Source organism: Variovorax terrae (genome assembly GCF_022809125.1).
Taxonomy (GTDB): Bacteria; Pseudomonadota; Gammaproteobacteria; order Burkholderiales; family Burkholderiaceae_C; genus Variovorax_A; species Variovorax_A terrae.
This window is the reverse complement of record NZ_JALGBI010000001.1, coordinates 1,702,024-1,723,167: the sequence shown is the minus strand read 5'-3', so window position 1 is coordinate 1,723,167 and position 21,144 is coordinate 1,702,024. Positions and strand designations below refer to the sequence as shown.

At 68.9% G+C, this 21,144-nt stretch carries 21 protein-coding genes; 6 read left to right on the top strand and 15 right to left on the bottom strand.

Annotated elements, in window-relative coordinates; all coding sequences use genetic code 11:
* The first annotated feature begins 155 nt into the window (after nt 1–155).
* Nucleotides 156–1,319 carry a pyridoxal phosphate-dependent aminotransferase gene (locus tag MMF98_RS08160; protein WP_243305779.1) on the top strand — a complete coding sequence of 388 codons (1,164 nt, stop codon included), beginning with the start codon at nt 156–158 and terminating at the stop codon, nt 1,317–1,319.
* 42 nt (nt 1,320–1,361) lie between these two features.
* Here the strand turns inward: MMF98_RS08160 and hrpA are convergent, their stop codons facing one another.
* A complete protein-coding gene (hrpA, locus tag MMF98_RS08155) occupies nt 1,362–5,237 on the bottom strand; it encodes an ATP-dependent RNA helicase HrpA (protein WP_243307347.1) in 3,876 nt (1,291 codons plus the stop codon).
* Between the two features lie 145 nt (nt 5,238–5,382).
* Here hrpA and argA point away from each other — a divergent pair, with 145 nt between their 5' ends.
* Genes argA through MMF98_RS08135 form a run of 4 tightly spaced genes read left to right on the top strand, consistent with a single transcriptional unit; the run spans nt 5,383 to nt 8,081 of the window.
* Nucleotides 5,383–6,738, top strand: coding sequence for an amino-acid N-acetyltransferase (argA, locus tag MMF98_RS08150; protein WP_243305778.1), 1,356 nt, complete (start codon nt 5,383–5,385; stop codon nt 6,736–6,738).
* A 20-nt stretch (nt 6,739–6,758) separates the two neighbouring features.
* Entirely contained in the window at nt 6,759–7,007 is a 249-nt protein-coding gene (locus tag MMF98_RS08145; RefSeq protein WP_243305777.1) for a DUF1272 domain-containing protein, read from the top strand.
* Entirely contained in the window at nt 7,004–7,636 is a 633-nt protein-coding gene (locus MMF98_RS08140) for a LysE family translocator (RefSeq protein ID WP_243305776.1), read from the top strand. Before MMF98_RS08145 ends, MMF98_RS08140 begins: the two co-directional genes overlap by 4 nt.
* Nucleotides 7,637–7,655: 19 nt before the next feature.
* Nucleotides 7,656–8,081: a VOC family protein gene (locus MMF98_RS08135; RefSeq protein WP_243305775.1), complete on the top strand. Its 426-nt coding sequence runs from the start codon at nt 7,656–7,658 to the stop codon at nt 8,079–8,081.
* Here MMF98_RS08135 and MMF98_RS08130 read toward each other — a convergent pair whose 3' ends face one another.
* The 13 genes from MMF98_RS08130 to MMF98_RS08070 all read right to left on the bottom strand — a co-directional run bounded on the left by MMF98_RS08130 (nt 8,082) and on the right by MMF98_RS08070 (nt 19,684).
* Entirely contained in the window at nt 8,082–8,594 is a 513-nt protein-coding gene (locus MMF98_RS08130; protein ID WP_243305774.1) for a disulfide bond formation protein B, read from the bottom strand.
* 48 nt (nt 8,595–8,642) lie between these two features.
* The gene (locus MMF98_RS08125) at nt 8,643–9,740 is read right to left on the bottom strand and encodes a sulfate/molybdate ABC transporter ATP-binding protein (RefSeq protein WP_243305773.1); all 1,098 of its coding nucleotides are present in this window, start codon (nt 9,738–9,740) and stop codon (nt 8,643–8,645) included.
* A 22-nt stretch (nt 9,741–9,762) separates the two neighbouring features.
* Nucleotides 9,763–10,740, bottom strand: a complete 978-nt coding sequence (gene cysW, locus MMF98_RS08120; RefSeq protein ID WP_243305772.1) for a sulfate ABC transporter permease subunit CysW — start codon at nt 10,738–10,740, stop codon at nt 9,763–9,765.
* On the bottom strand, nt 10,737–11,630 hold the full coding sequence (gene cysT, locus MMF98_RS08115; protein WP_243305771.1) for a sulfate ABC transporter permease subunit CysT: 894 nt from the start codon (nt 11,628–11,630) through the stop codon (nt 10,737–10,739). The genes cysW and cysT overlap by 4 nt, the downstream gene beginning before the upstream one ends.
* Nucleotides 11,631–12,629 (bottom strand): sulfate ABC transporter substrate-binding protein, encoded by a 999-nt coding sequence (locus tag MMF98_RS08110; RefSeq protein ID WP_243305770.1) that lies wholly within the window; start codon nt 12,627–12,629, stop codon nt 11,631–11,633.
* A complete protein-coding gene (locus tag MMF98_RS08105) occupies nt 12,626–13,210 on the bottom strand; it encodes an RBBP9/YdeN family alpha/beta hydrolase (protein ID WP_423837581.1) in 585 nt (194 codons plus the stop codon). The genes MMF98_RS08110 and MMF98_RS08105 overlap by 4 nt, the downstream gene beginning before the upstream one ends.
* A gap of 13 nt (nt 13,211–13,223) precedes the next feature.
* The gene (locus tag MMF98_RS08100) at nt 13,224–13,865 is read right to left on the bottom strand and encodes a peroxiredoxin (RefSeq protein WP_243305769.1); all 642 of its coding nucleotides are present in this window, start codon (nt 13,863–13,865) and stop codon (nt 13,224–13,226) included.
* Nucleotides 13,866–14,075: 210 nt separating this feature from the next.
* On the bottom strand, nt 14,076–14,621 hold the full coding sequence (locus tag MMF98_RS08095) for a LeuD/DmdB family oxidoreductase small subunit (RefSeq protein ID WP_243305768.1): 546 nt from the start codon (nt 14,619–14,621) through the stop codon (nt 14,076–14,078).
* Nucleotides 14,611–15,897 carry a 3-isopropylmalate dehydratase large subunit gene (locus MMF98_RS08090; RefSeq protein ID WP_243305767.1) on the bottom strand — a complete coding sequence of 429 codons (1,287 nt, stop codon included), beginning with the start codon at nt 15,895–15,897 and terminating at the stop codon, nt 14,611–14,613. The genes MMF98_RS08095 and MMF98_RS08090 overlap by 11 nt, the downstream gene beginning before the upstream one ends.
* Nucleotides 15,898–15,915: 18 nt before the next feature.
* Complete coding sequence (locus MMF98_RS08085; RefSeq protein ID WP_243305766.1) at nt 15,916–16,899, bottom strand: Bug family tripartite tricarboxylate transporter substrate binding protein; 984 nt, start codon at nt 16,897–16,899, stop codon at nt 15,916–15,918.
* Between the two features lies 1 nt (nt 16,900).
* Nucleotides 16,901–17,722, bottom strand: a complete 822-nt coding sequence (locus MMF98_RS08080; protein WP_243305765.1) for an HpcH/HpaI aldolase family protein — start codon at nt 17,720–17,722, stop codon at nt 16,901–16,903.
* Between the two features lie 80 nt (nt 17,723–17,802).
* Entirely contained in the window at nt 17,803–18,582 is a 780-nt protein-coding gene (locus MMF98_RS08075) for an IclR family transcriptional regulator (RefSeq protein WP_243305764.1), read from the bottom strand.
* Nucleotides 18,583–18,754: 172 nt separating this feature from the next.
* On the bottom strand, nt 18,755–19,684 hold the full coding sequence (locus MMF98_RS08070; RefSeq protein WP_243305763.1) for a LysR family transcriptional regulator: 930 nt from the start codon (nt 19,682–19,684) through the stop codon (nt 18,755–18,757).
* A 123-nt stretch (nt 19,685–19,807) separates the two neighbouring features.
* Here MMF98_RS08070 and MMF98_RS08065 point away from each other — a divergent pair, with 123 nt between their 5' ends.
* Nucleotides 19,808–20,458 carry an FMN-dependent NADH-azoreductase gene (locus MMF98_RS08065; RefSeq protein WP_243305762.1) on the top strand — a complete coding sequence of 217 codons (651 nt, stop codon included), beginning with the start codon at nt 19,808–19,810 and terminating at the stop codon, nt 20,456–20,458.
* 73 nt (nt 20,459–20,531) lie between these two features.
* Here the strand turns inward: MMF98_RS08065 and MMF98_RS08060 are convergent, their stop codons facing one another.
* Complete coding sequence (locus MMF98_RS08060) at nt 20,532–21,086, bottom strand: NADPH-dependent FMN reductase (RefSeq protein ID WP_243305761.1); 555 nt, start codon at nt 21,084–21,086, stop codon at nt 20,532–20,534.
* Nucleotides 21,087–21,144 lie beyond the last annotated feature (58 nt).

The window sequence follows — 21,144 nt, the reverse complement described above, 5'->3', positions numbered from 1 at the left end:
CTCTTCGAGGCCGTCCAGACCTGCGCAGGCAGGCCTGGAGCCGCGGCCTCTCAGCCCCCTCAGGGGGACGCCACCAGCGGCCCGGCGGAGCCGGTTCTGCGGTGGCCTTCGAATAAGCCCTTCCGTTCCTCCTTTTTCGTCCTTCCTGCCTGCCCATGAGCACGACCGCCCGCACACCCAGCATCCAGACCAAACTACCCGCCGTGGGCACCACCATCTTCACCGTCATGTCGGCGCTGGCCGCTGAAAAGGGCGCCGTCAACCTGGGCCAGGGCTTCCCCGATTTCGACTGCGATCCGCGGCTGGTGGACGCCGTCACCGAAGCCATGCAGCGCGGCTTTAACCAGTACCCGCCCATGACGGGCGTGCCCGCGCTGCGCGAGGCCATCGCCGCCAAGATCGAGCGCCTGCACGGCCGCCGCTATGACCCGGCGAGCGAGATCACCGTCACCGCGGGTGCCACGCAAGCCATCATCACCGCCATCCTGGCCGTGGTGCGGCCGGGCGACGAGGTGATCGTGCTGGAGCCCTGCTACGACAGCTACGTGCCCAACATCGAGCTGGCCGGCGGCACCGTGGTGCGCGTGCCCCTTACGCCGGGCACGTTCCGCCCCGACTTCGGCAAGATCGCCGCCGCCCTGACGCCGCGCACCCGCGCCATCCTGATCAACACGCCGCACAACCCCAGCGCCACCGTCTGGACGCGCGAGGACATGCTGGCGCTGCAGGAGCTGCTGGCCCCCACCGAGGTGCTGCTGATCAGCGACGAGGTGTACGAGCACATGGTGTTCGACGCGCAGGAGCACCAGAGCGCCGCGCGCTTTCCCGGGCTGGCCGCGCGCGCCTTCATCGTGAGCAGCTTCGGCAAGACCTACCACGTCACCGGCTGGAAGGTGGGCTACGTGGCCGCCCCGCCGACGCTGACCACCGAGTTCCGCAAGGTGCACCAGTTCAACGTGTTCACCGTCAACACGCCGGTGCAGCATGGCCTGGCGCGCTACATGGCCGACCCCGCCCCCTACCTGGAGCTGCCGGCCTTCTACCAGCGCAAGCGCGACCTGTTCCGCGAGGGCCTGCAGCGCACCCGGTTCAAGCTGCTGCCCAGCGAAGGCAGCTACTTCCAGTGCGTGGACATCTCGGCCGTGAGCGACCTCGGAGAAGCGGATTTCTGCCAGTGGCTGACGGCCGAGATCGGCGTGGCGGCCATTCCGCTGTCGGCCTTCTACGGCGACGGCTTCGACCAGCGCGTGGTGCGCTTCTGCTTCGCCAAGAAGGACGAGACGCTCAGGACCGCGCTCGACCGGCTGGCCCGGCTCTGAGCGCGGAGGGCCTCGCCCCCTCACGGCGCAGCCCCCGCCGCCTCAGCTGTTGATCTGCGCCCAGGCCTTGTCCAGCCGCTTCACGCTCACCGGCTGGGGCGTGCGCAGTTCCTGCGCGAAGAAGCTCACGCGCAACTCCTCCAGCAGCCAGCGGAACTCCTGCATGCGGTCGTCCACCGCGCCCTTGCGCTCGGCCACGAGGCGCCAGTAGCGCTGCTCCTGCGGCCGCAGCTCGGCCAGCCTGGCGGCATCGCGCGCGGGGTCGGCGCGCAGCTTGTCCAGCCTCAGCGTGATGGCCTTGAGATAGCGCGGCACATGCTGCAGCTGGGCCCAGGGCGTCGAGGCCACGAAGCGTTTGGGCATCAGGCGCTGCAGCTGCTGCGCCGCATCGGCCGTCGCCTCGGGCTGGTTCTTGGTGTCCTTGATCTTGCGCGCCGCCAGGGCGTATTCGGCCAGCACGGTGCCGGCCAGGCGCGCCACCTCGTTGGCGATCAGCGTGAGCCGGCCGCGGCCCTCTTCCACCCGGCGCTTGAAGTCGAACTCGTTCGAGGGCAGTGGCTCCAGCAGGAAGGCGCGGTCCAGCGCCACGTCGATGATCTGGTCGCGCAGTTCTTCCTGCGTGCCCAGCGGCATGAAGGCCACGGCCATCTTCTGCAGGTCCGGCAGGTTCTTTTCCAGGTACTTGAGCGCGTCGCGGATCTGCAGCGCGAACAGGCGGCGCAGGCCTGCGCGGTGCTTCGCCGCAGCCACCTCGGGCTCGTCGAACACCTCGATGGCCACGCTGTCGCCGCCGTCGATCAAGGCGGGGAAGCCGATCAGCGTCTGCCCGCCCTTGCGGATTTCCATCAATTCCGGCAGCTCGCCAAAGGTCCAGGCCGTGTGGCGCTGTTCGGCGCCCGGTGCCGGCTTTGCTATGTTTTTGATAGCTACCGATGACCGCTGCACCTGGACATCCGGCACATTCTTCTCATTTTTTGGTGCTGTGGCCGGTTGCGCCGGCAATTTCAGCCCCGCCAGCGCCTGGAACGCGCCGCGCGCCTGGGCACCCAGCTCCGCCTTCAGCGCGCCGAGGTTGCGCCCATGGCCGAGCTGGCGGCCATGCTCGTCCACCACGCGGAAGTTCATGAACAGGTGCGGGCTCAGCATGTCGAGCTTGAAGTCGGCGCGCTTCACATCCAGGCTGGTGGCCTCGCGCACCTGTTTGAGCAGCGCGTCGGTCAGCGAACCCGTGCCGAACCGCTCGGGCGCGCCCAGCGCCTCGGCCAGCCGGGCAGCCGACTCGGGCAGCGGCACGAAGCGCGACCTGGGCTTTTGCGGCAGGCTCTTGAGCAAGGCCTGGATCTTGTCCTTGAGCATGCCGGGCACCAGCCATTCGCAGCGCTCCTCGCCGACCTGGTTGAGGACGAACAGCGGCACCGTCACGGTCAGGCCGTCGCGGGCGTCGCCGGGCTCGTGCAGGTAGGTGGCGGCGCAGTCCACGCCGCCCAGGCGCAGGGTCTTGGGGAAGGCATTGGTGGTGATGCCGGCGGCCTCGTGGCGCATCAGCTCGTCGCGCGTGAGCAGCAGCAATTTCGGCTGGCGCTTGACTTCCTCACGGTACCAGCTCTCGAAGCCATGGCCGCTGCAGACGTCGGCCGGCAGTTGCTGGTCATAGAAGGCGTAGATCAGTTCGTCATCCACCAGCACGTCCTGGCGGCGCGACTTGTGCTCCAGCTCCTCCACCTGGCGGATCAGCTTCTGGTTGGCCGCGAGGAAGGGCAGCCTGGTGTCCCACTGGCCGCCCACCAGGGCCTCGCGGATGAAGATCTCGCGCGCCGCCACCATGTCCACGCGGCCGAAGTTCATGCGCCGGCCGTTGTAGATCACGATGCCGTAGAGCGTGGCGCGCTCCAGCGCGGTGACCTCGGCGGCCTTCTTCTCCCAGTGCGGGTCGAGCAACTGCTTCTTCAGCAGATGGCCGGCCACCTGCTCGATCCACTGCGGCTCGATCGCGGCGATGCCGCGGCCGAACAGGCGCGTGGTCTCCACCAGCTCGGCCGCCACGATCCAGCGGCCCGGCTTCTTGCTCAGGTGGGCACCGGGGTGGCGGTGGAACTTGATGCCGCGCGCACCCAGGTACACGTCCTCGTCGTCGAGCTTGCAGCCGATGTTGCCCAGCAGGCCCGACAGCATGGACAGGTGCAGTTGTTCGTAGCTGGCGGGCGCGGCAGAGGATGGCCCCCACGCTCCGCGCTTCGCGTCGTTGCTGCCCCCCGAGGGGGCCGCACCCGGCTTGGGGCGGCCCGGCGCCGGGTGGCGCCACCCGTGCTCGGCCACCACGGTGTGGAGCTGGCTGTGGATGTCGCGCCACTCGCGCACGCGGCGCACGCTCACGAAGTTCTGGCGCAGCAGCTGCTCGTACTGGCGGTTGCTGAGCTTGTGCTCCGCGCCATGGCCACCGCGCGCGTCACCCAGCCATTTCCAGAGCTTGAGGTAGCCGCTGAATTCGCTCTTCTCGTCGTCGAACTTCACATGGGCCTGGTCGGCCGCCTGCTGGGCCTCCATGGGGCGGTCGCGCACGTCCTGCACCGACAGCGCCGAGGCGATCACCAGCACCTCGTCCAGCGCCTGACGCTCACGCGCCTCCAGGATCATGCGGCCGACGCGCGGGTCCAGCGGCAGCTTGGCCAGTTCGGCGCCAATGGACGTCAGTTCATTGGCGTCATCCACCGCGCCCAGTTCGTTCAGCAGCTGGTAGCCGTCGGCGATGGCACGGCGCTGCGGCGGCTCGATGAAGGGGAACTGCTCCACGTCGCCCAGGTGCAGCGACTTCATGCGCAGGATCACGCCCGCGAGCGAGCTGCGCAGGATCTCCGGATCGGTGAAGCGCGGGCGGCCGGCAAAGTCCTTCTCGTCGTAGAGCCGGATGCAGATGCCGTTGGCCACCCGGCCGCAGCGCCCGGCGCGCTGGTTGGCCGCGGCCTGGCTCACCGGCTCGACCAGCAGCTGCTCCACCTTGCTGCGGAAGCTGTAGCGTTTGACGCGCGCCGTGCCGGCGTCGATGACGTAGCGGATGCCCGGTACGGTGAGCGAGGTCTCGGCCACGTTGGTGGCCAGCACGATGCGCCGGCCGCTGTGGCTGTCGAAGATGCGGTCCTGCTCGGCCTGCGACAGGCGCGCGAACAGCGGCAGCACCTCGGCGCTGCGCAAGACCGGCTGGTGCGACAGGTGCTTGCGCAGGTGGTCGGCGGCCTCGCGGATCTCGCGCTCGCCGGGCAGGAAGACCAGGATGTCGCCGCCCTGGCGCGGGTCGCTCCAGAGCTCGTCCACCGCGTCGGCGATGGCCTCGTCCAGGCCGTAGTCGCGCGACTCCTCGAACGGCCGCCAGCGCTGCTCCACCGGGAACATGCGGCCCGAGACATAGATGATCGGCGCCGGGCCTTTGGTTGAGGCAAAGTGCTGCGCGAAGCGATCGGCGTCGATGGTGGCCGAGGTCACCACCACCTTGAGGTCGGGCCGCCGGGGCAGGATCTCGCGCAGGTAACCCAGCAGGAAGTCGATGTTCAGGCTGCGCTCATGCGCCTCGTCGATGATGATCGTGTCGTAGGCTTTGAGTAGCGGGTCGGTCTGGGTCTCGGCCAGCAAAATGCCGTCGGTCATGAGCTTGACCGAGGCGTCGCGGCTGAGCCGGTCCTGGAAGCGCACCTTGTAGCCCACCACCTCGCCCAGCGGCGTCTTGAGTTCTTCGGCGATGCGCTTGGCCACGCTGGAGGCGGCGATGCGCCGCGGCTGGGTGTGGCCGATCAGCCGGCCCCGGCCCGGCGCGGCGTTGAGCTTGCCGCGTCCCATGGCCAGCGCGATCTTGGGCAGCTGCGTGGTCTTGCCCGAACCGGTCTCGCCGCAGACAATGATCACCTGGTGCGCCGCCATGGCGGCCATGATGTCGTCGCGTTTGCCCGACACGGGCAGCGACTCGGGAAACTCGATTTTCAGGGGCAGGACGGACAAAACGGCAACTTCGTAGAGAATCGCGGATTATCCCAGTCTTGCCGCCGCTCCCGCCACCCTGCCCCATCCCGCTGCCATGTCCGCCGTCTTCAATTTCACCTTCGTGCCCTGGTTCCGCTCGGTCGCGCCCTACATCCACACGCACCGCGGCAAAACCTTCGTGGTGGGCCTGGCCGGCGAGGCCATCGCCGCCGGCAAGCTGCAGAACATCGCGCAGGATCTGGCGCTGATCCAGAGCATGGGCGTGAAGATCGTGCTGGTGCATGGCTTCCGGCCCCAGGTCAACGAGCAGCTCAAGGCCAAGGGCCACGCCGCCAAGTACTCGCACGGCATCCGCATCACCGACGAGGTGGCGCTCGACGGCGCGCAGGAGGCCGCCGGCCAGCTGCGCTACGAGATCGAGGCCGCCTTCAGCCAGGGCCTGCCCAACACGCCGATGGCCGGCTCCACCGTGCGCGTGATCTCGGGCAACTTCATCACCGCCCGCCCTGTCGGTGTGGTCGACGGTGTGGACTTCCAGCACTCGGGCCTGGTACGCAAAGTGGACGTGGCCGGCATCACCCGCACGCTGGACTTCGGCGCCATGGTGCTGATCTCGCCGTTCGGCTTCTCGCCGACCGGCGAAGCCTTCAACCTCACCATGGAGGAAGTCGCCACCTCGGTAGCCATCGCCCTGCAGGCCGACAAGCTGATCTTCCTCACCGAAATCCCCGGCATCCGCATCAACCCGGCCGAGCCCGAGAGCGAAGACAACCCCATCGACACCGAGTTGCCGCTGGACAGCGCCGAAAAGCTGCTGGCCGCGCTGCCGCCCGCCCAGCACCCCACCGACAGCGCGTTCTACCTCCAGCACTGCGTCAAGGCCTGCAAGCACGGCGTGGAGCGCAGCCACATCCTGCCGTTCGCGCTCGATGGTTCGCTGCTGCTCGAGATCTACGTGCACGATGGCGTCGGCACCATGGTGATCGACGAGAAACTGGAGAGCCTGCGCGAGGCCACGGCCGACGACGTGGGCGGCATCCTGCAGCTGATCGAGCCGTTCGAGAAGGACGGCACCCTGGTCAAGCGCAGCCGCACCGAGATCGAGCGCGATGCCGACCACTACAGCATCGTCGAGCACGACGGCGTGATCTTCGCCTGCGCCGCGCTCTACCCCTATCCCGAGGCCAAGACCGCCGAGATGGCGGCGCTGACCGTCTCGCCGCAAAGCCAGGGCCAGGGCGACGGCGAGAAGATCCTCAAGCGCATCGAGCACCGCGCCCGCGCCATGGGCCTGCAAAGCATCTTCGTGCTCACCACCCGCACCATGCACTGGTTCCTCAAGCGCGGCTTCGTGCAGGTCGACCCGGACTGGCTGCCCGAAGCGCGCAAGCGCAAGTACAACTGGGACCGCAAGAGCCAGGTGCTGGTGAAGAAACTCAACGGATCCTGACCCCCCGAAAGGCCCGCGCCATGCTGCAACTGCGCCCCAACTGCGAATGCTGCAACCGCGACCTGCCGCCCGACGCCGCCGGGGCGTGCATCTGCAGCTTCGAGTGCACCTTCTGCAGCGACTGCGCCGGCCTGCGGCTCCAGGGCATCTGCCCCAACTGCGGCGGGGAGCTGGTCGCGCGCCCGCGCCGGCCGGCCGAAAAGCTGGCAAAGTACCCTGCATCGACCGAACGTGTCCACCGGCCCACCGGCTGCGAGCCCACCCCATGAACCTCTCCACCCTCCTCGTCTTTTCGCTGGTCGCGCTGATCGCCATCGCCACGCCCGGCCCCACCGTGCTGCTGGCACTGGCCAACGGCTCGCGCTACGGCGTGCGCCGCGCGCTGCCGGGCATGTTCGGCGCCGTCGCCTCCGACTTTGTGCTGGTGGGCGCGGTGGCGCTGGGCCTGGGCGCCCTGCTCGCGGCCTCGGAATTCTGGTTCTCGGTCCTCAAGTGGGCCGGCGCCCTCTATCTGGCCTGGCTGGGCCTGCGGCTGCTGCGCTCGCAAGGCGGCTTCGACCTGCCCGCCGCGGGCGCGCTGGACCCGCAGCGCAGCGGCCGCGCGGTGTTCGCCAAATCCTTCCTCGTCGCCGTCACCAACCCCAAGGGTTACCTCTTCTGCTCGGCGCTGATGCCCCAGTTCATCGATCCAGCCGCGGCGCAGGCGCCGCAGTACGCCGTCATCGGCCTGGTGTTCGCCGGACTGGATTTTTCGGTGATGCTCGGCTATGCCTTCGTTGGCGCGCGCGCGGTGCGTCTGTTCCGGGCCTCGGCCGTGAAGTGGCTGGACCGGGCCTGCGGCGGCGCCCTGCTGGCCCTGGCCAGCTCGCTCGCCGTCTACCGCCGCAGCAATACCTGAATCCGCGCGCGGGCACGCCATGCTGAACATCCGGCAGATCGACCACCTCGTGCTAAGGGTTGCCGACCTTCAGCGCATGCTGGATTTCTACACCGGCGTGCTGGGCTGTCCCATCGAGCGGGTCCAGGAAGACATCGGGCTGTACCAGGTGCGTGCGGGCAGTTCGCTGATCGACCTCGTGCCCGTGGACAGTCCGCTGGGCCGCGCCGGTGGCGCAGCGGCCGGCCCCGAGGGGCGCAACCTCGATCATTTCTGCCTGCGCATCGACCCGTTCGATGCCGGCGCGCTCGCGGCCTGGCTGCGCAGCCGGGGCGTGGAGCCCGGCGCGGTGGCCTCACGCTACGGCGCCGAGGGACAGGGCCCGTCGATCTACCTCACTGATCCAGAGGGCAACGTGGTCGAACTCAAGGGCCCGCCCTGGCCGGGCGGCCAAGCGCCTGATTGATCAGGCCGGCCGGCGCAGGGCCGTGCGCACCAGCACGCCCAGCAGCACCAGACCAAGCGCCACGAAGCAGACGAACGACCAGTTGGCGATGGAGCCGCCCAGGAATGTCCAGTCGATCGCGGTGCAGTCGCCGCTGCCCTTGAAGATCATGGGGATGGCGCGCTTGAGCGGGAAGGTTTCGATCATGCCGTAGAAGTCGCGTCCGCAGGACGCGATCTCGGGCGGGTACCACTGCAGCCAGCTCTGGCGCGCCGCCACGAAGGCGCCGCCGCCAGCCAGCAGCAGGCCCAGGGCGCTGCCGCCGATCTGCAGGCCCCGGCGCCCGCTGGCCGCCGTGAGGCCGGCCACCACGGCCACCAGGATGAGCGCATAGCGCTGCACGATGCACATCGGGCAGGGCTCGAGCCCGACCACATGCTGCAGGTACAGGCCGAATGCCAGCATGGCCACGCACACCAGGCTGACGGCCGCCAGCACGCGGCGGGGCGCTTCATCGAAATACTTCAGCAACATGGATCTCCTTCAAGCTCGCGCATCGGGCCGGATGCGCCTTGCAGCCGGTCAGGACGATGCATTCTCCACAAACACCCGGGCCTGGCGCGGCGTCACCACCAGCGTTTCACCCTCCCGGAATCCCAGGTCCCTGAATTGTTGCGCAGGAATCTGCGCCTCGATCAGGGACTCCCGGGGCCGATTGTCCGCTGGTTGGTGGTCGTCGGCGGCAATAAGTTCCAGCCGCGCGATCGGCCCGACCACGATGGCCCGGCTGAGCTGGGCAACGATGCCGGCCGCGCCAGGCGAATAGCGCTGCACGTCCAGGTCGTGCGGGCGCACATAGGCATAGGCCTTCGCGTCCTGCACGTCGCGGTGCTCGGGCGAGTCCAGGCGCAGGCCCTCCAGGTGCACCTGCCCCTCGTGCGCGCGGCCGTGGAACAGGTTGACGTCGCCCAGGAAGCCGTAGACGAAGGGGCTGGCCGGATGGTCCCAGACCTCCTGCGGCGAGCCGCTCTGCTCGATGCGGCCGCCGTTCATCAGCACCACGCGGTCGGCCACTTCGAGGGCCTCCTCCTGGTCGTGCGTAACGAAGATGCTGGTCACGTGCAGCTCGTCATGCAGCCGGCGCAGCCAGCGGCGCAACTCCTTGCGCACCTTGGCGTCGAGCGCGCCGAAGGGCTCGTCCAGCAGCAGCACCTTGGGCTCCACCGCCAGCGCGCGCGCCAGGGCGATGCGCTGGCGCTGGCCGCCCGAGAGCTGCGAGGGATGGCGGTCGGCCAGCCAGTCGAGCTGCACCAGGCTCAGCAGCTCATGCACCTTCTCCTTGATCTTCGCTTCGGAGGGGCGCTGGCCGCGCGGCTTGACGCGCAGGCCGAAGGCCACGTTCTCGAACACCGTCATGTGGCGAAACAGCGCGTAGTGCTGGAACACGAAGCCCACCTGGCGCTCGCGCACGTGCACGTCGGTCGTGTCCTCGCCGGCGAACAGGATGCTGCCGGCATCGGCCGTCTCCAGCCCGGCGATGATGCGCAGCAAGGTGGTCTTGCCGCAGCCCGAGGGGCCGAGCAAGGCGATCAGTTCGCCAGAATCGATGTCGAGGCTGACGTCGCGCAGCGCGTGGAAGTCGCCGAACTGCTTGCTGATGTTGCGGATTTCGATGCTCATGGAAAGAGTCCTTGGCCGGGCTTCAGCCGGCGACGGCGGCCGCGGTGGCGGCATGCGGGATGAAAGAGGATGCGCCCTGCGGGCGCTCGGGCGGCAGCGCGGCGCCGGCGGCCAGCTCGCGCTCGTGGCGCCACTCGACCACCGACTTGATCACCAGCGTCACCAGCGCCAGGATGGCCAGCAGCGAGGCCACGGCGAAGGCCGCCACCGACTGGTATTCGTTGTAGAGGATTTCCACGTGCAGCGGAATGGTGTTGGTCTGGCCCCGGATGTGGCCCGACACCACCGACACCGCGCCGAACTCGCCCATGGCGCGCGCGTTGCACAGGATCACGCCGTAAAGCAGGCCCCACTTGATGTTGGGCAGTGTCACGTGGCGGAAGGTCTGCCAGCCGCTGGCGCCAAGCACGATGGCGGCCTGCTCCTCGTCGTTGCCCTGCGCCTGCATCAGCGGGATCAGCTCGCGCGCGATGAAGGGAAAGGTCACGAACACGGTGGCCAGCACGATGCCGGGCACGGCGAAGATGATCTTGATGTCGTGCGCCTGCAGCCAGGGCCCGAGCCAGCCCTGCGCGCCGAACAGCAGCACGTAGATCAGCCCCGCCACCACCGGCGACACCGAGAACGGCAGGTCGATCAGCGTGGTCAGGAACGACTTGCCGCGGAACTCGAACTTGGCGATGGCCCAGGCGGCCGCGACGCCGAACACCAGGTTCAGCGGCAGCGCGATGGCCGCGGTGATCAGGGTCAGGCGGATGGCCGACCAGGCGTCGGGCTCGCGCAGCGCCTCCAGGTAGGCGCCCAGGCCCTTGCGCAGCGCCTCGGTGAACACCGCCGCCAGCGGCAGCACCAGGAACAGGCCGATGAAGCCCAGCGCCAGGCCGATCAGCGCGCAGCGGACCCAGGCCGACTCGGTGGTACCGGCGCGGGCGCGCCGCACAGGCCGCGCCCCCGCGGAGGCCTTCGCGCCGGCGCTCACTTGCGTGTGGGCCGTGCTCATGCCAATGCTCCCGTGCGGCGGCGCTGCCAGGCCTGCAATGCGTTGATGACGAGCAGCAGCACGAACGAGATCGCCAGCATCACCACGGCTACGGCGGTGGCGCCGGCGTAGTCGTACTGTTCGAGCTTGCCGATGATGATGAGCGGCGTGATTTCGGAGATCATGGGCATGTTGCCGGCGATGAAGATGACGGAGCCGTACTCGCCGATGGCGCGCGCGAAGGCCATGGCAAAGCCGGTCAGCAGCGCGGGCGCGATCGACGGCAGGATGACGCGGATGAAGGTCTGCAGGCGCGTCGCGCCCAGGCAGGTGGCGGCCTCCTCCAGATCCTTCTCGGCGTCCTCGAGCACCGGCTGCACGGTACGCACCACGAACGGCAGGCCGATGAAGATCAGCGCGATCACCACGCCCGCGGGCGTGAAGGCCAGCTTGATGCCGTGCGGCTCCAGGTACTGGCCGATCCAGCCGTTGCCGGCCAGCAGCGCGGTGAGCGAGATGCCGGCCACCGCCGTGGGCAGCGCGAACGGCAGGTCCACCAGCGCATCGACGATCTTCTTGCCGGGAAACTTGTAGCGCACCAGTACCCAGGCCACCAGCAGGCCGAACACCGCGTTGACCAGCGCCGCGAACAGCGAGGCACCAAAGGTCAGCCGGTACGAGGCCAGCACGCGCGGCCCGCTGATGGCGGCCCAGAACTGCTCCCAGCTCAGCGTGAAGGTCTTGAACAACAGGGCCGACAGCGGGATCAGCACGATCAGGCTCAGGTAGAACAGCGAATAGCCGAGCGTCAGGCCGAAGCCGGGCAGCACGCGCCGGGCGCCGCCGCGCCGGCGCGGCACGCCCAGCCCGAGCGGGGCGCCGGGCGGCGCCAGGGTGGTTGCGGCGCTCATCTACTTCGCGGCGGTGTAGAGCTTGTCGAACTGTCCACCGTCATTGAAGTGGACCTTCTGCGCGTTGCCCAGGCCGCCGAACAGCTCGTTCACGGTGAACAGCTGCAGCGGCTTGAAGGTCGCGGCGTACTTCCTGAGCACGGCCGGCGAGCGCGGGCGCAGCGCGTGCCGGGCAGCGATCTCCTGCGCCTCGTCGGAGTACAGGTAGTCCAGGTAGGCCTTGGCCAGCTCGCCCGTGCCCTTCTTGGCGACGGTGCGCTCGACCACCGCGACCGGGTTCTCGGCCACGATGCTGATCGACGGGTACACCGCATCGACCTTGCCATCGCCAAACTCGCGGTTGATGGCCACGACCTCGGACTCGAAGGTGATCAGCACGTCGCCGATGTTGCGCTGCAGGAAGGCCGTGGTGGCATCGCGGCCGCCGCGCGCCAGCACCGGCACGTTCTTGTAGAGCTGGCCCACGAACTCGGCGGCCTGCGCATCGCTGCCGCCCTTCTTCTTCACATAACCCCAGGCGGCCAGGTAGGCGTAGCGGCCGTTGCCGCCGGTCTTGGGATTGACCACCACCACCTGCACGCCGGGCTTGACGAGGTCGTCCCAGTCCTTGATGCCCTTGGGGTTGCCGTTGCGCGTGAGGAACAGCATGGTGGAGGTGGTCGGCGCCGCGTTGTCGGGAAAGCGCCTGGCCCAATCCCTGGCCACCACGCCCTTGTCGGCCAGGAAGTCGATGTCGGTCGAGGTGTTCATGGTCACCACGTCGGCATCGAGGCCGTCGGCCACGGAGCGCGCCAGCGCGCTCGAACCGGCATGCGACTGGTCGATCCTGACGTCCTTGCCGGTGGTTTTCTTGTAGTGCGCCGCGAATGCCGCGTTGTAGTCCTTGTAGAACTCGCGCGCCACGTCGTACGAGGCGTTGAGCAGCGTGGTCTGTGCGGCGGCCAGCCCGCTGGCGGCCAATGCGGCGGTGGCCAGGAGGGCCTTGATCTTCGAGGTCATGCGATGGTTTCCAGTACTTCAGGAAAAGGAGGCGCCGACGTTCCCAACGACGGGTCGCCCACCAGGGATTGCAAAAGGGCCAGGCCCAGCGGCCATTCGCCGTGGCCTGATTCGATGTTGATGTGGCCGGCCTGCTGCAGGCGCACGAACTCGCTGCCCCAGGCGCGCGCATAGGCGCCCGCCAGCCGGATCGGGCAGTAGGGGTCGTTGCTGCTGGCCACCAGCACGCTGCGGTAGGGCAGCTTCTGGAACGGCACGGGCGCAAAGTCGCTCAGCACGGCGCGGCGCTCCGGGTCGGCCGGGGCCACCAGCAGCGCGCCCTGGATGCGGCGGGCCGCCTCCTCGGGCAGGTGCGCGGTGGCGATGCAGCCCAGGCTGTGCGCCGCGATCACCACCGGGCCCGGCGCCTGCAGCACCAGCTTCGTCAACGCGGCCACCCAGGCCTGCCGGGACGGCGTGATCCAGTCGTCCTGCACCACCCGGCGCGCGCCCGGCAGCCGGTCGGTCCAGAGGCTTTGCCAGTGGCCCGGGCCGGAGTCGCGCCAGCCGGGAACGATGATGAGGTTGGCAGCGATCGGCACCGTGGCGTTCCGCTTACTTGTTCGGCTGCGGCGTCAGGCGCAGGTAGGGGCGCACCGCCGTGAAGCCCTTGGGAAAGCGCTGGGCGATCTCGGCCGGGTCCTGCAGGCTGGGCAGGATCACCACGTCGCCGCCGTCCTGCCAGTTCACGGGCGTGGCCACCTTGTGGCTGTCGGTGAGCTGCAGCGAGTCGATCACGCGCAGGATCTCGTCGAAATTGCGGCCGGTGCTGGCCGGGTAGGTCAGCGTGGTGCGGATCACGTGCTTGGGATCGATGATGAACACGCTGCGCACCGTGGCGTTGGCCAGCGAGTTCGGGTGGATCATGTCGTACAGCGTGGCCACCTTGCGGTCTGCGTCGGCCAGGATCGGAAAGTCCACCGTGGTGTGCTGGGTGTCGTTGATGTCGTCCACCCACTTGGTGTGCGAGTCCAGCGGGTCCACGCTGACCGCGATCGGCTTCACGCCGCGCTTGGCGAACTCGCCCGAGAGCGCGGCCGTCTTGCCGAGCTCGGTGGTGCAGACCGGGGTGAAATCAGCCGGGTGGGAGAACAGGACGACCCATGAATTGCCGGACCATTGGTGGAAGGAAATCGGGCCGGCAGTGGACTCCTGGGTGAAGTCGGGCGCGGTGTCGCCCAGTCGGAGAGTAGCCATGAGTTGCTCCTTGCATGAATGGATGAATCCATTGTGCGGAGCAAGTCTTAAAACTCAAACGAATATATCGTTCTTAATTTATCAATTATTTAGAATATAGAGACCCTCGGCAAGAGCCATGGCCCGAATGAGAGGGCGCCATGCGGGCGCGGCCCCCAGGAGCGCCGCGCCGGCAGGCATCAGGCCCGGCCTACCCGCGCCCTCCCCGCCTCAGCCAGCCGCCAGCGCCCTCGCCTCACTGCGCTCTGCCAGCTTGCGCCGGGCATACGGCACCAGCCCGCCCACGCTCAGGATGTCCAGCGCGCTGGCCGACAGCGGCGTGGCCTGCAGCGTCTGGCCCGTGGCCAGGTTGCGGATCGTCGCGGCCTGCAGGTCCACGCACAGCGGCTGCCCGGTCTGCACCGCCGCCGAAATGCCTTCGCACACCAGGATCGGAAAGCCGTTGTTGATGGCGTTGCGCAGGAAGTAGCGGGCGAACGAGTCGGCGATCACCAGCCGGACGCCCGCGCCGCGCAGCGCGAACACCGGCCCTTCGATGGTCTTGCCGCCGCCGCCGAAATTGCGCCCGGCGACCACGATGCCGTAGTCGCCCGCCAGCGCCTTCGCGGCAAAGCCGGGGTCGAGATCGGCGAACGCCGCCTGCGCCAGTTCCCCATCGGCCAGCGCATTCGAGCTCTTGAAGCGCGTGGGCATGATCTCCAGCGCCTTCACATCGTCGCCCACGCGGTAGGCGCCGGCCGTGAATTCAGTCTGCATGGGTCAGCTCCTTCGATGCGCCCTGGAGGGTGCGCGGGTCGGTGATCACGCCCTGCAGGGCGGAGGCCGCCACGGTTTCGGGCGAACCCAGGTAGACAAACGATTCCGCGCTGCCCATGCGGCCCTTCATGTTGCGGTTGCCCGAGCTGATACAGACCTCGCCCGCGCCGAGCACGCCGCTGTGTTCGCCCATGCAGGGGCCGCAGCCCGGCGGAAACACCAGCGCCCCCGCGTCGGTCAGCGTGGCCAGGTGGCCCGCCTTCATGGCGCGCTGGTACACCTCGCGCGAGGACGGCACCACGATGAAGCGCACGCCGGGCGCCACGCTGCGGCCCTGCACGATGGACGCCGCGGCCGCGATGTCCTCGAAGCGGCCGTTGGTGCAGGTGCCGATCACCGCCTCGTGGATGGCCTTGCCGGCCTGGGAGGCCACGCTGTGGATGTTATCGAGCGCATGCGGGCAGGCCAGCAGCGGCTCCAGCGCGCCGAGGTCGACGTCCAGCACGTCTTCATAGCGGCAGTCCGGGTCGCTGTAAACGGGGGTGAACGGGCGCTGCGCCCGGTCTTTCACGTAGGCCAGCGTGACGGCATCGGCCTCGATGATGGCCGACTTGGCGCCCATGTCGGAGCAGTAGTTGGTGAGCGTGAAGCGCGCGTCCATCGACAGGCCGGCCATGCCCGGCCCGCCGATCTCGATGGCGCGGTAGATCGCCCGGCGCTCGTACCCGAGCAGCTTCATGAGGTGCAGCGCCACGTCCTTGGTGGTGACGCCGGGGCGCAGCGCGCCGTGCAGGTTGATGCGCAGGGTGGCCGGCACCACCAGCCAGATCTCGCCCAGCGCCGCGGCCACGGCCGCATCCGTCTGGCCCACGCCGATCACCACCGCGCCGATCGCGCCGCCCGTGGGCGTGTGCGATTCGTTCATGATGACCAGCTCGCCCGGCAGCACCAGGCCACGCTCGGGCATCACCACGTGCATGATGCCGCTGCCCACGTCGAACAGGTTCTTCACCTCGAACTTCTTCGCCGCCTTGCGGATGGCCGCGTGCACGTCCGCGATGGCGACGCTGTGCGCCGGGCTGTGGTGGTCGAGCGTGAAGGCCACGCGGCCGGTGTCGAACAGCGCGTCGCTGCCCAGGCTGTCCAGCGTGTTGAACACCAGCTTGCCCTGCAGGTCCATGCTGGCGACCTGGTCGACCTTGCAGTCGAGAAACTGCCCGGGCTGCACCCGGTCCAGCCCCGCCGCGCGCGCCAGGATCTTTTCGGTGATGGTCATGCCCATGCGCTGCTCCGGCTACTGGGCCGTGATGTTGGCGCTCTTGATCGCCGCCGCCCACTTGGCCGAGTCGGCCTGGATCAGCGCGCCGAACTGGGCCGCGCTGCCGCCGCCCGGCTCCAGCCCCATGGTCTGGAAGCGGGCGCGGACGTCCGTGCTCTGCAGCGCCCTGGCCACATCGGCCTGCAGCTTGTTCAGCACCGGCTGCGGCGTGCCGGCGGGCGCCACCAGCCCGAACCAGTTGCTGAACTGGTAGCCCGGCAGGCCGGCCTCGGCCATCGTGGGCACCTCGGGCAGCAGGGCCGAGCGCTTGGCGCCCAGCACGGCGAGCGCCCGCAGCTTGCCCGAGTTGACGTGCGGCAGCACCTGCGAAGCGGCGTCGAAATCGAGGTTGACTTCGCCGGCCAGCACCGCGTTCACCGCATCGGCCGTGCCCTTGTAGGGCACCATCAGCAGCCTGACGCCCGCCGCGTCGTTGAACAGGGCGGCCGCGAGATGGGGCGCGCCGCCGTTGCCGGAGGTCGAGGTGCTCACGCCCTCGGGCTTGGCCTTGGCGGCGGCGGTGACGTCCTTGACGCTCTTGTAGGGCGACGACGCCGAGGTGACGAGCACGAAGTCCACCGCGGCGGTCTGCAGGATGGGCGCGAAGTCCTTGACCGGATCGAAGCGCATCTTGGGGTATAGGTGCTGGTTCACCGTCAGGTTGCCGGCCGTCGCCATCAGCAGCGTGTAGCCGTCCGCCGGCGCCTTGGCCACCTGCTCGGAGCCCAGCACGCCCGCCGCGCCGGGGCGGTTCTCCACCACCACCTGCTGCCCCCAGGCCTCGGTGAGCTTCTGCCCCAGCAGCCGCGCGACCACGTCGGTCGGGCCGCCGGCGGTGAACGCCACGACGATCTTGACCGGCTTGCTGGGAAAGGCCTCCTGGGCCGCCACGGTGCCGGCGGCGGCCAGGGCGAGGCCGGCCAGGCAGGTGCCAGCGAGGGTTCGACGGGTGAAATGCATGTCAGTTGTCTCCAGAGGTAGAAGGAATGAGAGAGGCCACGGCCGAGGCCTTGGCGGTGCAGGCCGCGAGCAGGAAGCCGAGGTCGGTGCCGGTGGACACGAAGCGCGCGCCCATGCGCACGAACTGCGCCACCAGGTCGGGGCGCGAGCCGAGGCCGCCCACGCCCACATGCTTGCCGTGCCGCGCGCAGGCGGCGATGGTGCGTTCGTAGGCCGCGGCCACCCGCGGGTCGTCGTACTGGCCCGGAACGCCCCACTCGGCCGTGAGATCGTTGGTGCCGATCAGCATCATGTCGACGCCCTCGACGGCCGCAATCTCCTCGACGCGCTCGAGCGCCTCCACGGCCTCCATCATCACGATCACCATCGTGGCCCGGTTCAGCGCCAGATTGGCCTCGGCCGTCGGGAAGCTGCGGTAGTGCAGGTGCGGCAGGCTGCCGTTGGCCGAGCGGTCGCCCTGGGGCGCGAAGCGGGCCGCGCGCACCACAGCGCGGGCCTGCTCCGCCGAGCGCACGTGCGGCGCGATCACCCCGCTGGCGCCGCCGTCCAGCACGCGGGAGATGTACTCCGGGGTATTGGCCGGCACCCGCACGAAAGCCGGGATGCCCGCCTCCAGCGCGGCCATGCAGATCTGGCCCGTCGCTTCGAGCGAGAAGCTGCAGTGCTCCATGTCGATGTAGAAGGTGTCGAAGCCGGCGGTCTTGGCGATCCGCACGATCTCGACGCCGCGCACCAGGCGCACCATCATCGAGGCGACCACCTCGCCGCGCGCCATTTTTTCCTTCACGGGGTTTCGAAGGATCTCGTTCAGGGAAGCTTTCATCGGGGCTCGCTCCATCGAGCGATATTTAAAATATTCTCACATTATAGGAGAATTTTTAAATCACAAACCCCTTGCCCGCCCTAGCCCAAGGCGCGTGCCGGCAGGTCCACAACGTTGGCGGCGCGCGAAATGCCGGCGGAAATCTGTGCCGCCGCTGCGATCAGATCAGGCGCCAGCGCCTTGAACGCCTCCAGCCGGGGCGATTCGGTGGAGGTGGCCAGCGCGATGCTGCCCAGCACCTCGCCGTCGCGGTTGAACAGGGGTGCCGCCAGTCCCGCGATGCCGGCCCGGTACTCGCCCATCGAGAAGCAGAAGCCCTGCTGCCGGAGCTCTTTCAGCGCGTCGCGCAGGCTGTTCCAGTCCTGTCCCAGGCCGGCCTCGGCGATCCGTTCGCGGTGCTTGTTGAAAACGCTGCGCAACTGGTGCGTGGGCAGGTGCGCGAGGATGATGTTCGCCGTGGCGCCGGCCACCAGCGGCCGCTGCTGGCCCCGGCCAAACAGGGTGGCGGGCGCGTCCCCCGTGGCCTCCTGCTGCACGCACATCACCGCGCCGCTGTACAGCACCGACAGCAGCGCGCTGAAGCCGGTGCGCTGCGACAGCTTGCGCACCACCGGGCTGCCGATGCTGTAGACCGGGTCGGACAGGCGCGCGATGCGGTCCATCTCGAGGATCCTCGGCCCCACGGCATAGGAGCCGCTGCCCACGCGCGCCAGCAGGCCCGCCTGGTGCAATGACTTCAGGTAGCGGTAACAGGTGGACGGCGCCAGGCCGGTGCGCGCGATCAGGTCCTCGGTGGACCAGACGGGGGACTCGACGCTGAACGCGCCCAGCAGGTCAAGCATTTTGTCCTGGCTGCTCATGGGGGATGGCTCCTTGAAAGCGGAGCGCCGATTGTGGACGCTCTTGGTGCTGCACTCCGCAGGTCCCCGGCGAACGGCCGCAGGCCTGCCACCCTGCAACTCCTGATCGCTACAAAATCAATAGCAACAAATGACCGCTGCACCTGGACATGAGGCCGTTTTCATTCCAAATTCAGCCCGATGGGACCTGCAAGCCCTGCGTCAGGGCCTCGCCCGTCAGATGCTCCCCGAGAAAATCCAGAAAGCGCCGCACCGCCGGCACCAGCCCGCGGCGCGACGGAAACACGGCGTGCACCACGCCCGGCGGCGGCGCCCAGCCCGGCAGGGCGTGCGCCAGGCGGCCGTCGCGCACCTCGTCGCGGCACATGTAGTCGGGCAGGTAGGTGGCGCCCACGCCGCACAGCACGGCGAACTTGAGCGTCAGCAGGTCGTCCGCCACGTAGCGCGGGCGGTGCGTGAACACGTATTCGGCGCCACCCGGCCCCACCAGGCGCCAGGTGGCGCGGCCGTCGGCGGCCGACATCGCCACGGTGTCGAGCCCGGCCAGGTCCTGCGGCCCGGCCGGCCGGCCCTGGCGCTCCAGCTGCGCCGGGCTGGCCACCAGCACGGTGCCGCCGCTGCCCAGTTGCTTGACCACCAGGCTGCCGCTGTCGTCCAGCGTGGGGCGCACGCGCAGGGCCACGTCCACGCCCTCCTCCACCAGGTTGACGACCCGGTTGCTCACCAGCATGTCCACACGCACCTGCGGGTGCTGGGCCAGGAAGCGCGGCAGGATCGGCCCCACCACGGTCTGCGCCAGCGTCACCGGGCAGCTCACGCGGATCGTGCCGCGCACCTCGGTCTGCACCTGCGCCACCGCTTCGGCCGCGGCCTCGGCCTCGTCGCGCATGGCCACGCAATGCCGGTGGTACAGCTCGCCCGCCTCGGTGAGCGAGAGCCGGCGCGTGGTGCGCTGCAACAGCCGCACGCCCAGGCGCGCCTCCAGCTCCGCCACGCGGCGCGACAGCCGCGACTTGGGCAGCCCCAGGGCCCGCCCGGCGGCGGCGAAACCGCCCCGGTCCACGACCTCGGCGAAGTACAGCATGTCGTTCAGGTCTTGCATGGCGCCCTCATTGTCCCATTGGCAGGACAATCTATCGCATTTTTACCGGCTTATCAAAAGATTCGTGCGTTCCCACAATACATCCATGGCCGCAATCCGCGGCCTCACACAGGAAAGATCACCATGAAACTGCTCCACATCGATTCAAGCGTCATGGGCGGCAACTCGGTTTCCCGCCAGCTCACGCAACGCATCGTCGCGCAATGGCAGGCCACGCACCCCGGCACCGAGGTGGCGTACCTCGACCTCGCCGTCGACGCCCCGAGCCACCTCTCGATCGACTCGCTCGGCTTCCGCCTGGGCCTGCAGGGCGAAGGCCTGAGCGAGGTGCAGCGGCGCGAGAATGCGCTGTCGGAAGCGCTGGTCACGCAGTTCCTGGCCGCCGATGTGGTGGTGGTGGGCGCGCCGATGTATAACTTCGCGATCTCAAGCCAGCTCAAGGCCTGGATCGACCGCGTGGCCCAGGCCGGCCGCACCTTCACCTACACCGACAAGGGCCCCGTCGGCCTGGCCAAGGGCAAGACCGTGATCGTGGCCTCGAGCCGCGGCGGTGTGTACTCGACCAGCGACGTCGGCCGCGCCCTGGAGCACCAGGAGAGCTATCTGCAGACCATCTTCGGCTTCTTCGGCATCACCGACGTGCGCTTCGTGCGCGCCGAGGGCGTGGCCATGGGCGAGGAGCCCAAGGCCAAGGCGCTGGCCGCCGCCGAACTGGAGATCAAGGCCGTGGCCGGCCTGGCCGCCAACCAGCCGAGCGCAGCGCTGGCCGCCTGAACGCGCCCGCTGGCGCCCCGCCAAAGAAAAGGCCTGCTTGCGCAGGCCTTTTTTCATGGCGACGGCACGGCGCTCAGCCGGTGTGCGTCTTGACCCAGGCCACGTACTGGTTCACCCAGCCCTGCAGGAATTGCCGGGTGGCCTCGATGCCGATGTTGCCGGCCTCGTCCAGCAGGCCGTCCTTGACCTGGACGAAGGCCTCGGGCTGGCCCAGCGTGGGCACATTGAGGTAGGCCAGGATGTTGCGCAGGTGCTGCTGCGCCAGCGCCGTGCCGATGGCGCCCACCGAGATGCCGATCACGCCCGCCGGCTTGCCGGCCCAGGTGTTCTGGCCGTAGGGGCGCGAGGCGTGGTCGATGGCGTTCTTGAGCACGCCGGGGATCGAGCGGTTGTATTCCGGCGTGACGAACAGCAGGCCCTGGGCCGCCGCGATCTCCGACTTGAGCCGCTTGACCGGCTCGGACGGGTGGCCGTCGTTGTCCTGGTTGTAGAGCGGCAGGTCGTCGATGCGCACATGCTCGAAGCTGAACTCGGGCGGCGCCAGCCTGGCCAGCGCCAGCGCGAGTTTGCGATTGAGGGAGTCCTTGCGCAGGCTTCCCACGACGACGGCGATTCGGTATTGGCTCATGACAGCTCCTTGTGAAGAAATGGGCCGGTCCATTATGGAGAGTTATGAAAAGGCTCGT